General features: G+C 37.8%; 12 protein-coding genes. 8 read left to right on the top strand and 4 right to left on the bottom strand.

All coding sequences use genetic code 11. The annotated features are described in order from the left end of the window. Nucleotides 1-161 precede the first annotated feature (161 nt). From BKK54_RS12240 to ttcA, 4 genes are all read right to left on the bottom strand, one after another. Nucleotides 162-281 carry a hypothetical protein gene (locus BKK54_RS12240; protein ID WP_244153075.1) on the bottom strand — a complete coding sequence of 40 codons (120 nt, stop codon included), beginning with the start codon at nt 279-281 and terminating at the stop codon, nt 162-164. A gap of 15 nt (nt 282-296) precedes the next feature. Continuing rightward, nucleotides 297-422, bottom strand: coding sequence for a hypothetical protein (locus BKK54_RS12235; RefSeq protein ID WP_279626075.1), 126 nt, complete (start codon nt 420-422; stop codon nt 297-299). 319 nt (nt 423-741) lie between these two features. Beyond that, nucleotides 742-1,071, bottom strand: a complete 330-nt coding sequence (locus tag BKK54_RS01315) for a TusE/DsrC/DsvC family sulfur relay protein (protein WP_077540757.1) — start codon at nt 1,069-1,071, stop codon at nt 742-744. Nucleotide 1,072: 1 nt separating this feature from the next. Then, nucleotides 1,073-2,005 carry a tRNA 2-thiocytidine(32) synthetase TtcA gene (gene ttcA, locus BKK54_RS01310; protein WP_077540755.1) on the bottom strand — a complete coding sequence of 311 codons (933 nt, stop codon included), beginning with the start codon at nt 2,003-2,005 and terminating at the stop codon, nt 1,073-1,075. Nucleotides 2,006-2,149: 144 nt separating this feature from the next. Here ttcA and mukF point away from each other — a divergent pair, with 144 nt between their 5' ends. From mukF to BKK54_RS01270, 8 genes are all read left to right on the top strand, one after another. Continuing rightward, complete coding sequence (mukF, locus tag BKK54_RS01305) at nt 2,150-3,484, top strand: chromosome partition protein MukF (RefSeq protein ID WP_077540754.1); 1,335 nt, start codon at nt 2,150-2,152, stop codon at nt 3,482-3,484. A gap of 69 nt (nt 3,485-3,553) precedes the next feature. Further along, nucleotides 3,554-4,288: a chromosome partition protein MukE gene (gene mukE / locus BKK54_RS01300; protein ID WP_077540752.1), complete on the top strand. Its 735-nt coding sequence runs from the start codon at nt 3,554-3,556 to the stop codon at nt 4,286-4,288. Further along, entirely contained in the window at nt 4,288-8,814 is a 4,527-nt protein-coding gene (mukB, locus tag BKK54_RS01295) for a chromosome partition protein MukB (protein ID WP_077540750.1), read from the top strand. Before mukE ends, mukB begins: the two co-directional genes overlap by 1 nt. 280 nt (nt 8,815-9,094) lie before the next feature. Beyond that, nucleotides 9,095-9,970: a hypothetical protein gene (locus tag BKK54_RS01290; protein ID WP_077540748.1), complete on the top strand. Its 876-nt coding sequence runs from the start codon at nt 9,095-9,097 to the stop codon at nt 9,968-9,970. Between the two features lie 12 nt (nt 9,971-9,982). Next, entirely contained in the window at nt 9,983-11,404 is a 1,422-nt protein-coding gene (sbcB, locus tag BKK54_RS01285) for an exodeoxyribonuclease I (protein WP_077540746.1), read from the top strand. Nucleotides 11,405-12,080: 676 nt separating this feature from the next. Beyond that, nucleotides 12,081-12,569: a non-heme ferritin gene (gene ftnA / locus BKK54_RS01280; RefSeq protein ID WP_077540744.1), complete on the top strand. Its 489-nt coding sequence runs from the start codon at nt 12,081-12,083 to the stop codon at nt 12,567-12,569. Nucleotides 12,570-12,584: 15 nt separating this feature from the next. After that, on the top strand, nt 12,585-13,085 hold the full coding sequence (ftnA, locus tag BKK54_RS01275) for a non-heme ferritin (protein WP_077540742.1): 501 nt from the start codon (nt 12,585-12,587) through the stop codon (nt 13,083-13,085). 170 nt (nt 13,086-13,255) lie between these two features. Beyond that, nucleotides 13,256-14,089: a DUF4198 domain-containing protein gene (locus BKK54_RS01270; RefSeq protein ID WP_077540740.1), complete on the top strand. Its 834-nt coding sequence runs from the start codon at nt 13,256-13,258 to the stop codon at nt 14,087-14,089. Nucleotides 14,090-14,281: the final 192 nt, after the last annotated feature.

Below are 14,281 nucleotides of genomic sequence, written 5' to 3'. Positions count from 1 at the left end.
GATAATTTAGACGGCTAAACGTCTGAACGAAGATAGAATGGGGTATTTCTTATTATTATGCAAACTCATTATTTTCAATAAATTTATGAATTATTTTAATGATTGTATGCAAAAAAACAAAGACCGCAAAAGTGCGGTCGTTTTTCTCATTAAATTTTTAACTAGAGAGCAGTGAAAAAAGCGATTAAACCTAGTATGACGCCAGGAGTATTTGCTAGAGCTACGGGTAAATCTCGTTTTTGTTTAAATAGTCCGTAGGCAACCCATAGACTACAATTCACCACCGTTGCTAAGGGTTATAGAATACCACCTTTTTGCCCTGAAAGATTTAAGTTTATTTGTTCTAAGTAAGAAACGTACATACAAACTGCGGTGAAGGTAGCAATCCAGCCCAAAATTGTAATAAAACGTTGATTTGTCATTTTTCCTCCTTCATTTACATTTTTTACTTTGAGTTGAAAATATAAATATAACTATAATTATTTTTTTCTAAAAAGTCAAATTTAAGAATAATTTAACAATGATTATGCTTTTTCAGGAAAAAATGCTTGCAAACATAATCTGAAATAAAAAATTCAGAGGGGAAGAAAAGTAAGATTGAAATAATCAACCACATTTGTTTGAGAGAAAATTTTATTTTCTAAAGGAAAGTCCTCATTTGCATTGTGAAGAACAAAATACTTCGACAAATTAAATGAGTAAAAAATAACCGCACTTTTTAAATGCGGTTAATCAAAGCATTTATAAACATTTTGCCGGTTTTGGCAAGCCAGCTAGTTTTGTTGCTTGTTTTGCCGGACCGTCAGGGAATAAGCGTTGTAGATAGCGACTGCTGCCTTTATCTTCGCCCAATTTTTCAGCCATCGCTTTTACCAACATACGAATAGCGGGAGAGGTGTTGTATTCTTGATAAAAATCCCGCACAAAATAGATTACTTCCCAATGAGCTGGGGTGAGTTCAAGTTGCTCTTGCTCTGCGATTGCACGGGCTACTTCCTCATTCCATTGTTTACTATCCAATAGATAGCCGGCATTATCCGTTTCTAATAGTTCTCCATTTATCTTCAACATATCAGCCAACTTCTTTAATACTAATCATTTCATTGTTAGAAAAATCACTCTGTTCTTCATTTTCAAATCTCATTGGTGTGATTTGTTCTTCATCAAATGCCGTGTCGCCTTCAACGCCTTCTAATAATTGTCCGTGCTGAATACTTTTAAAGTCAAAGCGTTTTGGGTCGCACAAATGTGACAACGTGATGTTTTGCATGGCGCTAAACATCGTTTCTAAACGTCCCGGATATTGACGATCCCAAGTATTGAGCATTTCTTTCACCACTTGACGTTGCAAATTGGGCTGAGAGCCGCACAAATTACACGGAATAATTGGAAATCCTTTTGCAGTGGCATATTTCTCAATATCTTTTTCTTTACAGTAGGCTAAAGGGCGAATGACAATATGTTTACCGTCATCTGAAATTAATTTAGGCGGCATTGATTTTAATTTTCCGCCGTAGAACATATTCAAGAAAAGTGTCGCCAGCATATCATCACGATGATGCCCAAGGGCGATTTTTGTCGCGCCTAATTCAGTTGCCGTGCGATAGAGAATACCACGGCGTAGGCGGGAGCAGAGTGAACAAGTGGTTTTCCCTTCCGGAATTTTTTCTTTTACAATGCCGTAGGTATTTTCTTGCACGATTTTGTAATCTATGCCAATGCTTTCTAAATAAGTCGGCAGAACATCTTCCGGAAAACCCGGCTGTTTTTGGTCAAGATTCACTGCCACAATATCAAACTTAACCGGTGCGCTTTGTTGTAAATTTAACAAAATATCTAAAAGCGTATAGCTGTCTTTTCCGCCGGATAAGCACACCATCACTTTGTCGCCATCTTCTATCATACCGAAATCTGCAATGGCATTTCCCACATTACGGCGTAAACGTTTTTGTAATTTATTAAAATTATAACTTTGTTTTTTTTCTTTTTGGGTTAATTCGATCATTCTGTTTTGCTCACTTATGGAAAGTGCGCATTATACGTGAAAATAGTAAAAGTGCGGTCAATTAAAAAGAAGATTTTCAAGATTTGTAAAAAAACCTGTATAATCGCCTCAATTTTTATTCAATTTTAACGTCTTATCATTTCAATGATTGAAACATCACAGACCATCCCAGAACTTGTCTCTTGGGCGAAAGAACGCGAGTTTTCACTGAATTTAACCACCGAGCGTTTGGTATTTCTGTTGGCGATTGCCATTTATAACAATGAACGATTAGACGGCGAGATGTTAGAAGCCGATCTTGTGGATATTTTTCGCCATACCATCAATGCCTTTGATCAATCTACCGATGCCATTGCCACTCGTGCTAATAACGCCATCAATGAGCTGGTTAAACAACGTTTATTAAATCGTTTTAGTAGCGAGTTTACCGAAGGTTTGGCGATTTATCGTCTTACACCGCTCGGCGTAGGCGTGTCCGATTATTATATTCGCCAACGTGAATTTTCTACGTTACGACTTTCCGTGCAACTTTCTATTGTGGCTGATGAAATACAACGGGCATCAAATTCTGCTGAGGAAGGCGCTCAAAATAATGAAAGCGAGCATTATTGGCGTAAAAATGTTTTTGCGCCGTTGAAATATTCCGTTGCAGAAATCTTTGATAGCATTGATCTTTCACAACGTATTATGGATGAGAATCAGCAAAGTATTAAAGAAGAAATTGCCGAGCTATTAAGCAAAGATTGGCAATCGGCAATTTCAAGCTGTGAACGTTTGTTGGATGAAACATCAGGTAACTTACGTGAATTGCAAGATACCTTAAATGCCGCCGGCGATAAACTGCAAGCACAGTTATTGCGGATTCAAGATTGTGTGATTGGGCGTGATGATTTGTATTTTATTGATCAATTAATTACCGATTTGCAATCGAAACTTGACCGAATTATAAGTTGGGGACAACAAGCCATTGATTTGTGGATTGGCTATGATCGTCACGTACATAAGTTTATCCGTACTGCCATTGATATGGATAAAAATCGGGTCTTTTCACAGCGTTTACGTCATTCTATTCACCATTATTTTGATCACCCTTGGTTTTTATGGACGGCACAAGCGGATCGCCTCGTTGATTTGCGTGATGAAGACATGGTACTACGTGAAGATGATGCGTTGGGTGAATTACCGGAAGCGTTGCAATACGAATCTCTATCAGATTTACATGATCAGATTGTCGATCATATGCAAAACTTGCTGATTCAATACCGAGAAAATAATCGTCCGATAGACTTGAGCGTAGTTCTCAAAGAACAACTTGATAATTATCCGCTTTCCCGCCATTTTGATGTGGCGCGTATTATTGTGGATCAGGCGGTGCGTTTAGGAATAGCAAATGATGATTTATCAGGCGTTTATCCGAATTGGAAAGAAATTAATGAGCAGGGTGCAGAGGTACAGGCTCACGTGATTGATAAGTATTAAAGTACGGTCAATTTTAAAAGAAATTTGATCATCCTTGGGACAGAATATAAAAAGTAAGAGAAATAAACCATGACAGATAATCTTCAAGATGTAATTTCCCCAAAACTTGCAACGGCAATTGCGAATCCCTTATTTCCGACAGTAGATAGCCTTTTGCGTTCAGGTCGCCATATCAGCACGGAACAACTTGATAATCACGCCTTTTTAATGGATTTCCAAAATGATCTAGACGGTTTTTATCGCCGCTATAATGTAGAGCTGATTCGTGCGCCTGAAGGCTTTTTCTATTTACGTCCTAAGGCAACAACTTTAATTGCCCGTTCTGTATTGTCCGAATTGGAAATGTTAGTGGGGAAAGTTTTGTGTTATCTCTATTTAAGCCCGGAACGTTTGGCACAGCAGGGGATTTTTAGTACCCAAGAAGTATATGATGAATTATTAAATTTAGCTGATGAAAGTAAATTATTGAAGGCGGTAAACCAACGTTCGACAGGTTCTGATTTGGATAAACAAAAACTTGCTGAAAAAGTCAGGGCTGCGATAGGTAGATTACGTCGTTTAGGGATGATTCAAACTGTAGGGGAGCAAAATAGCGGTAAATTTACCATCTCTGAATCGGTGTTCCGTTTCGGTGCGGAAGTCCGTTCCGGTGATGACCCATTGGAAGCACAAGTACGATTAATTCGTGATGGAGAGGCGGCTACACCTGAATCTCTCGCCTTGGAAAAACAGGTACAATTAACCGAACAAGAAGCGGAAAGTGCGGGTGAAATTGACGAAGAATTTGATGGAGAACAAGCATAATGTCTGATGTTTTAGAATTAGAAAATGAAATCGGGTTAGAAAACGAATCAAGTGAAATCAGCACTGAAACAGCAGATAGTCATCTTATATCGACACCTTTTTCTCAGATACAAAATGACGTAGAACGAGGAAAATTTCGTTCTTTAACCTTAATCAACTGGAACGGCTTTTTTGCCCGAACTTTTGATTTAGATGAACTGGTCACCACGCTTTCCGGTGGTAACGGGGCAGGGAAATCAACCACGATGGCAGGGTTTGTCACTGCTTTAATTCCTGATTTAACCTTACTTCATTTCCGAAATACTACGGAGGCAGGTTCGACAGGCGGATCGCGTGATAAAGGGTTGCATGGGAAATTACGCCCGGGCGTTTGTTACGCTGTATTGGATACCATTAATTCCCGTCATCAGCGTGTTCTTGTCGGGGTTCGTTTACAGCAGGTCGCCGGACGGGATAAAAAAGTCGATTTAAAAACCTTCTCCCTTCAAGGTGTAGAATTATCTCAAAATCCGACCGCACTTTTCACGGAAACCGTGGGGGAGCGTCAAGCTCGTGTGCTGAATTTAAACGAACTCAAAGATAAAATTGAGAATTTAGGCGCTCAGTTTAAACAATACCATTCCATCACCGATTATCACGGTATGATGTTTGATTTGGGCATTATTCCAAAACGTTTACGTTCTGCCTCAGATCGCAGCAAATTCTATAAACTTATCGAAGCCTCCTTGTACGGCGGTATTTCAAGTGCGATCACCCGTTCTTTACGTGATTATTTATTGCCGGAAAATTTAGGGGTACGCAAAGCCTTCCAAGATATGGAAAGTGCGTTGCGTGAAAACCGTATGACCTTGGAAGCTATTAAGGTTACCCAATCCGATCGTGATTTATTCAAGCATTTAATCACCGAAACGACCAATTATGTGGCATCGGATTATATGCGTAATGCCAACGAACGCCGTGGCAATATTGAAGCGGCATTGGGATCTCGCCGTGAATGGTACAAAGCTAAGGCAGAGCAGGATTTATCACAACATCGTTTAATTGATTTAAGTCGTGAAGCGGCAGAATTGGCAGAAAATGAACGAACTTTAGAAGTCGATCATCAAAGTGCCGTAGATCATTTAAATCTTGTATTGAATGCTTTGCGCCATCAGGAAAAGATTTCCCGCTATCAAGAAGATGTTACCGCGCTTTCAGAACGTTTAGAAGAACAGAAAATCGTTGTAGAAAATGCGAATGAAGCCTTGGAAGAAAGCCAAGCCCAATTTGAACAAACAGAAATTGAAATTGATTCAGTCCGTACACAACTTGCCGATTATCAACAGGCCCTTGATGCACAACAAACTCGTGCATTGCAGTATCAACAAGCAATTGCGGCATTAGAAAAAGCCAAAACCTTATGCGGTTTAGCTGAATTAAGTGTAAAAAATGTGGACGATTATCACGCCGAATTTGCTGCTCACGCAGAAAGTTTGACAGATACTGTGTTGGAATTGGAACACAAAATGTCTATTTCTGAAGCGGCAAAATCTCAATTTGATAAAGCTTATCAGCTCGTTTGTAAAATTGCGGGTGATGTGCCTCGTTCTGCGGCTTGGGAAAGCGCAAAGGAATTATTGCGTGAATACCCAAACCAAAAATTACAAGCTCAGCAAGCCCCACAACTCCGTGGAAAATTACATGAGCTTGAGCAACGTTATACTCAACAGCAAAGTGCGGTCAAATTACGGAATGATTTTAACCAACGGGCAAATTTAAATTTAGAAACAGCCGATGAGTTAGAAGAATATTATGCCGAGCAAGAGGCCTTGGTCGAGGATCTGTCAGCAGAACTTTCCGAACAAGTGGAAACACGTTCGATACTTCGTCAAAAACGTGAAAATTTAACCGTACTTTATGATGAAAACTCACGTAAAGCGCCCGCTTGGTTAACGGCTCAAGCATCATTAGAACGTTTACAGGAACAAAGTGGTGAGACATTTCAACATAGTCAGGATGTGATGAATTTTATGCAGGCGCAACTCGTGAAAGAACGCGAATTGACGATGCAGCGTGATCAACTTGAACAAAAACGCCAACAATTAGACGAGCAAATTTCCCGTTTAAGCCAACCTGACGGTTCTGAAGATATGCGTTTGAATGCCCTTGCAGAACGTTTCGGCGGGGTATTGCTTTCCGAACTTTATGATGATGTGCCGATTGAAGACGCACCATATTTTTCCGCACTTTACGGCCCAGCACGACATGCTATTGTGGTTCGTGATTTAAATACGGTAAGGGAACAATTAGATAAACTTGATGATTGTCCGGATGATCTTTATTTAATTGAAGGTGATCCGACCGCTTTCGATGATAATGTACTCTCTGCTCAAGAGCTTGAGCTTGGTGTCGTGGTGCAAGTATCCGAGCGTGAATTGCGTTATTCTAAATTCCCGGAAATTCCATTATTTGGCCGTGCCGCCCGTGAAAAACGTTTGGAAGAATTGCAAGTTCAACGTGATGAAATTGCGGAAGAGCACGCACAAATTGCCTTTGATGTGCAAAAATGCCAACGTTTACACGAACATTTTAGCCAATTTGTCGGTTTACATTTAGCTCTTGCATTCCAACCAAATCCGGAAGCGTTAATGGCAGAAATTAACCGTGAGCGTAATGAAATTGATCGTGAATTAAATCAATTTAGTAGTGGTGAGCAACAATTGCGTATTCAATTAGACAACGCAAAAGAAAAAATGCAGTTACTTAATAAATTAATTCCACAATTAAGCGTATTGGCAGATGAAGATTTAGTTGATCGTATCGAGGAATGTCGGGAACAATTAGATATAGCGGAGCAAGATGAATTATTTATTCGCCAATATGGTGAGACGTTGTCACAACTAGAACCGATAGCTAACACGTTACAAAGCGATCCGGAACATTATGAAACGTTAAAAAATGAATTAGCACAGGCCATTGAACGTCAAAAACAAGTGCAACAACGTGTTTTTGCATTAGCCGATGTCGTACAACGTAAACATCATTTTGCTTATGAAGATGTAGGACAGACGGAAACCTCAGAATTAAATGAGCAATTGCGTAAACGTTTAGAATTGATGCAATCGCAACGTGATACACAACGTGAACAGCTTCGTCAAAAACAGGCTCAATTCGCACAATATAATCAAGTGTTTATTGGATTACAAAGTTCTTATGAGAGCAAAAATCAGTTATTAAAAGAGCTAATGGACGAAGTGGGGGAATTAGGAGTACGTGCTGATGAAGGCTCAGAGGAGCGTGCCCGTATTCGTCGTGATGAATTGCATCAACAACTTTCAATCAATCGTCAAAGACGTTCTTATGTAGAAAAACAACTCACGTTAATTGAAAGTGAAGCGGAAAATCTTAACCGCCGTATTCGCAAGTCTGAACGTGATTACAAAACCCAGCGAGAATTGATTGTTGCTGCCAAAGTCAGTTGGTGCGTCGTGCTACGTTTATCCCGCCACTCTGATGTGGAAAAACGATTAAACCGTCGTGAGCTTGCTTATTTATCTGCCGATGAATTACGTTCAATATCAGATAAGGCATTGGGCGCATTACGTACTGCCGTTGCGGATAACGAATATTTACGTGATAGCTTGCGAGCCTCGGAAGATAGCCGCAAGCCGGAAAATAAAGTACAGTTCTTTATTGCAGTCTATCAACATTTACGCGAACGTATCCGACAAGATATCATTAAAACGGATGATCCTATTGACGCCATTGAACAAATGGAAATTGAGCTTTCCCGTTTAACAGCGGAACTTACCGAGCGTGAGAAAAAGCTAGCGATTAATTCCGAAAGTGTGGCAAATATTATGCGTAAAACGATTCAACGTGAGCAAAATCGTATTCGTATGTTAAATCAAGGGTTACAAAATATTGCCTTCGGTCAGGTAAAATCCGTACGCTTAGTAGTAAATATTCGTGATACCCATGCGATGCTGCTTGATGCCCTTTCAGGTCAGCAAGATGAATATCAAGATTTATTTAGTGACAACCGTATTACTTTCTCAGAAGCTATGGCGAAGCTCTATCAACGCATTAATCCGCATATTGATATGGGACAACGCACTGCACAAACTATCGGTGAAGAATTATTAGATTATCGCAATTATCTTGAATTAGAAGTGGAAGTTTTTCGTGGTGCAGATGGTTGGTTGCGTGCAGAAAGCGGTGCACTTTCCACCGGGGAAGCAATTGGTACCGGTATGTCAATTCTCTTAATGGTCGTACAAAGTTGGGAAGAAGAAAGCCGCCGTATTCGAGGCAAAGACATTATACCTTGTCGTTTACTCTTCCTTGATGAAGCTGCACGTCTTGATGGCAAGTCTATTTCCACTTTATTTGAATTATGTGAACGATTGGATATGCAACTCCTCATTGCGGCACCGGAAAATATCAGTCCGGAAAAAGGGACAACATATAAATTGGTACGGAAAATCTCAGGAAATCAAGAACACGTTCATGTGGTCGGATTACGTGGATTTGGTGCAACAGGGTAGAATACAGGTGCGGTTAAAAATGAGCGTGTTTTTCGGTTGTAGCCGTTGCACAAATCTGTTTTTTGGTTAAGTTGTAGGGACACACTGCGTGTGTCCGAATTTTAACCTATTTAAATGATTTTATAACGGACACACGCAGTGTGTCCCTACATGTTCGTTGAAATTTCTATTTTTGTGCATTTGCTACATAATACTGGTATTTTTGAGCGCACTTTTTTGAAAATATCTATTTCTTCTAAAAAATTATTAATGTTTAATCAACTACTAGTCAGGGAACAAAATGTACAATCTCATTCTCGCTATTTTCTGCAGTGTTGCGGTTTCTGTATTGCTTAAAATTGCACGTAAAAAAAATATTATTATCGAGCAGGCTATTGCATTTAATTATATTACGGCGATTACGCTTAGCTATTTTCTATTAAAACCGGATTTTAAAGGGCTAACATTGACGGATTATATCGTACAGAGTGAAAGTTCCCCCATTTTTCTAGCCTTAGGGGTATTGTTACCTAGCGTGTTTATTATTATGTCAAAAGCCGTGGAGTTTGCAGGTATTGTTCGTTCAGATGCAGCACAACGTCTCTCTTTATTCTTGCCTATTTTAGCGGCATTTCTCATTTTCCATGAAACATTGAGTCAATCAAAAATAATCGGGATTATCCTGGCATTTATAGGGCTATTTTGTTTACTAACAAAACCAAATCAAGGACAAAGTGCAGTTAATTTTAAAGGCGTTTTATGGTTAATCGGTGTGTGGTTTGGCTATGGCATTATTGATATTTTATTCAAACAAGTGGCTAAAAGTGGTGGAGCATTTCCAGCGACACTATTTATATCATTTTCACTTGCTACTTGCGTCATGTTTGTCTATTTATTGCTGAAACGTGTACAGTGGACTGCGACGAGCTTCAGCGGTGGGGTAATTTTAGGTGTACTAAATTTCTTTAATATTCTCTTTTATATTAAGGCTCATCAGAGTTTTGGTAGTAACCCAACATTAGTTTTTGCCGGTATGAATATCGGAGTCATTTGCCTTGGCACTATTACCGGCGCATTCATTTTCAAAGAGAAAATTAGCAAAATCAATGGGCTAGGTATTCTATTTAGTTTGAGCGCAATTTTCTGTTTGTACTATTTAGATAAAATTATGGAATAAAAGAGAAATAGTATGGCGAATAATTTTAGCTTTTTTATTTATGATTATGAAAGCTTTGGCATTAGTCCATCAAAAGATCGCCCGGCACAGTTTGCCGGTATTCGTACAGATGCGGATTTTAATATTATCGGTGAGCCGGTAATGCTTTATTGTAAGCAAACAAACGATTATTTGCCTTCTCCGGAAGCTGTAATGGTAACAGGTATTACACCTCAAGAATGCAATGAAAAGGGAATAGCTGAACCAGAGTTTGCAGAAAAAATTCTTGCCGAATTTTCCCAACCAAACACCTGTGTGATGGGCTACAACAATATTCGTTATGATGATGAAATGACACGCTATACCTTTTACCGCAATTTTATCGATCCTTACGAGTATAGTTGGAAAAATGGTAATTCCCGTTGGGATTTATTGGATGTGGTACGTGCGTGTTACGCACTTCGTCCCGAAGGCATCCAATGGTGTTTTGATGAAGAGGGGATTCCAAACTTTAAATTAGAAAATCTTACAAAAGTTAATGGAATTGAGCATGAAAATGCTCACGATGCGATGGCTGATGTCTATGCAACGATAGCTATGGCGAAGCTCATTAAGGAAAAACAGCCTAAATTATTCCAATATTTCTTTGAAAATCGTGGTAAAAAAGAGGTAGAAAAGCTCATTAATACAGCTGAAATGACCCCATTAGTACATGTTTCCGGTATGTTAGGGAATTATCGTGGTAACTGTACTTGGATCGCACCATTAGCTTGGCATCCAACAAATCAAAATGCCGTCATTGTTTGTGATTTAATGGGAGATATTGATAATTTATTGGCGAAAAGTGCAGATAAATTACGTGATGATTTATACACTAAAAAATCTGAATTAGAAAAAAGGGGAGTCCCATTAGTTCCATTAAAACTGGTTCATATTAACAAATGCCCAATTATTGCTCCGGCTAAAACATTATTACCGGAAAATGCGAAACATTTGGGGATCGATCGCCAATTATGTCTAGAAAATTTAGCTAAATTGCGTGCGTCTTTTGATATTCGAGAAAAAGTCGCAGATATATTTATCGAAGAGCGTCAATTTGAACAAAGTGATAATGTTGAAACCGAGCTTTATAGTGGTTTCTTTAGTCATGCGGATAAAAATAATCTGGCTATTTTACGTCAATTACCAGCAGAAAAATTGGCTGAACATGGCTTGTCCTTTGAAGATAAACGTATACCGGATTTATTATTTCATTATCGTGCAAGGCATTTTTATAAAACATTAACACGACCAGAACAAATTAAGTGGCAAAAGTATCGACAACGTAAATTAGAGCAAAGTGCGGCTGATTTTGAAGCCAGTTTGCAACGTCTTGCTAATGAGAATGCGGATAATCAGGAAAACTTAGCTTTATTGCAACAAGTTTATGAATATGGCATAAAATTGCTAGGCTAATTCGTGACAACATAACAATATAAGAAAAGCATATTCAATGATGAATATGCTTTTTTAGTGGGTAACAAACTCAAATAGAAAAACAAGTCGCTTAAAAATCGCTAAATATCTTTCTATCTTTCTCAAACCCGCTGAAAAACAAAATCTTAATTCCTCATAAAACATAATCCCAAGAATCTTTACATTCTGATGACAAATTATTCAGCATAGTCAATAAAACATTTCAGAAAGCCGTTACAACGCTTAAAAATCACTTTATTTGTCCTGTTTAAGTAGTATCTGTGACTTGTGCATAAGTCTGTGATTTTCTTAATCCGTAGTTTCCGCTCACCCGATAACTAGTTTCGCATAATGTATATTATGTTAAATAATATAGAGATGAATCACTTTTAAATAATTACTCTACTTAAGGTAAAAATTTTGCATTTATTAATTCAAGGCATTTAACACTGAGGTTTTAAAGTGTGACTAATTAATCATCAATGTGACGTTGTCTTATTTATAAGATGTTACTCAAATCCAGTTAATGAGAATCATTGTTTTTATTTTTTTATTTAAAATTAATAAGTTATAAAAATTTAAATAAAAATCAACTTGAAAATTCTCATTTAAACTTATAGAATAAGAGCCAGAAGTTAAGTTATTTTTTAGTAATCAATAAGGAAAGGAGTTAGTTATGCTTAGCCAAGCAATTACAGACAAATTGAATGAACAGATTAATCTAGAGTTTTACTCTTCCAATGTTTATTTGCAAATGAGCGCATGGTGTTCGAAACATGGTTATGAAGGTGCTGCTGCCTTTTTACTTCGTCATGCCGATGAAGAACTAGAACATATGCAAAAGTTATTCCAATACGTCAATGAGACTAGTGGTATGCCTCTTTTAGGTAGAATTGAGGCGCCTAAAAATGACTATAAATCTTTGAAGGAAGTATTTGAAATTACACTTGAGCATGAAAAATTAGTCACCTCAAAAATTAATGAGCTGGTTGAAGTGACTTTTGAGAACAAGGACTACTCCACTTTTAATTTTTTACAATGGTATGTTGCTGAACAGCATGAAGAAGAAAAATTATTCAGCGGTATTCTTGATAAATTCAATCTTGTTGGTGAAGATGGTAAAGGTTTATATTTCATTGATCGTGATTTAGCGACATTAGAGTAATACAGGAGAAATAAAATGTTATCAGCAAACGTAGTAAAATTGTTAAATGACCAAATGAATTTAGAGTTTTATTCTTCTAATTTATATCTTCAAATGAGTGCATGGTGTGAGCAACAAGGCTTTGAAGGAACAGCAAAATTTTTATCTGCACATGCGGCTGAAGAAATGCAACATATGCGTAAATTATTCACTTATTTAAATGAAACAGGCGCATTGGCAATCATTTCTGCTATAGAAGCACCATCACACGAATATAAATCATTAAAAGAAGTAATTGAGCTTACTTATGAGCATGAAAAGCTCATTACCAGTAAAATCAATGAGTTAGTAGGACTTACTTTTGAAGAAAAAGATTATTCAGCATTCAATTTCTTACAATGGTATGTAGCTGAACAACATGAAGAAGAAAAACTTTTCAGCAGTATCCTGGATAAATTAAACCTTCTTGGTGAAGATGGTAAAGGCTTATTCCTTATAGATAAAGATTTAGGAAATCTTGCCAGCTCCGTCGCTTAGTCTGTAAAATTCTTCCCAAATACAAAAATGCAGTCATTTTACATTATGTTCTATGATTGCATTTTTGTGATCTATTTCACAAATTTAGAAGAAATTGCTCGATCATCCTGCATTTTTCCTTTATATTCCCTCCCATTTTTAATAATCATTTTCATTTAAAGGAGTAAATAATGAAAAAAAACCTGATCTTAGGATTAGCCTTTTTTATCAGTGCTGTCCAAGCTCACGAAGTCTGGGTTTCCGCACCACAGCAACTAAAAGCAGAAAATATTTTAAAAGCAGAGCTTGCTTATGGAGACTACCCTTATGTTGAAAAAATTCCTGATGCCCGCTTACACATTTTTTCACCAATGGAAATTATCAGCCAAGATGGCGAACATCAGACCTTGATACAAAAAGGTGAAAATTATCAATATCAATCTGAAAAACCTTTAAAATCAGGTTCTTATTGGATTACTGCAACCTATAAACCAACGTTTTGGTCACAAAATTCTGAAGGTTGGAAGATGGATAATATGCAAGGGACACCGAATGCCACTTACTGTGAACAAACTCAAATGTTTGGCAAAAGTCTTTTGACTGTGGGAAATCAACCTTTAAATGCAGAAATGGCAATGACCCGTATAGGATTACCTCTTGAAATCGTTCCATTGAAAGACCCAAGTAAAGTAAAATCAGGCGAGGTCTTCCCTATTCAAGTTTTCTATAATGAAATCCCACTAGCAGGAGAAACTGTGATTGCAACGGCGGATACCGTGATTGTGAAAGATTTAGAAGCCGCAACAGGTCATCGTGAACCTCAAGGCTTTTCCGGTAAAACAGATAGTCAGGGGCGAGTTAATATCATTCCGTTAATCGATGGTATTTGGAAAATTAAAGTCGTTCATAAAACGCCATTTGCCGATCAAAATATTTGTCAGCAATCGGCAAATTATTCAACCTTAATTCTTCCGGTTGGAAAAGGATTGGATAAACTTCCTCCAAAACCGGAACACCATCATTAAGCTTGTAGGGACACATTGCATGTGTTCATTATAAAATCAAATCATTTCAATAGGTTAAAATTCAGACACACGTAGTGTGTCCCAACAGGCTAACTAAAAAACAGATTTGTGTAACAGCTACATAATACAGATAAATTTGACCGCTCTTTTTATTTCAGTATCATACCGCCCATAATTGAAAAAGAGGCAAAA

The organism is Rodentibacter genomosp. 1, assembly GCF_001999285.1.
Classification (GTDB): Bacteria; Pseudomonadota; Gammaproteobacteria; order Enterobacterales; family Pasteurellaceae; genus Rodentibacter.
Note: the sequence above shows the minus strand (reverse complement) of the source record. Positions and strands in the feature narration are given on the sequence as shown.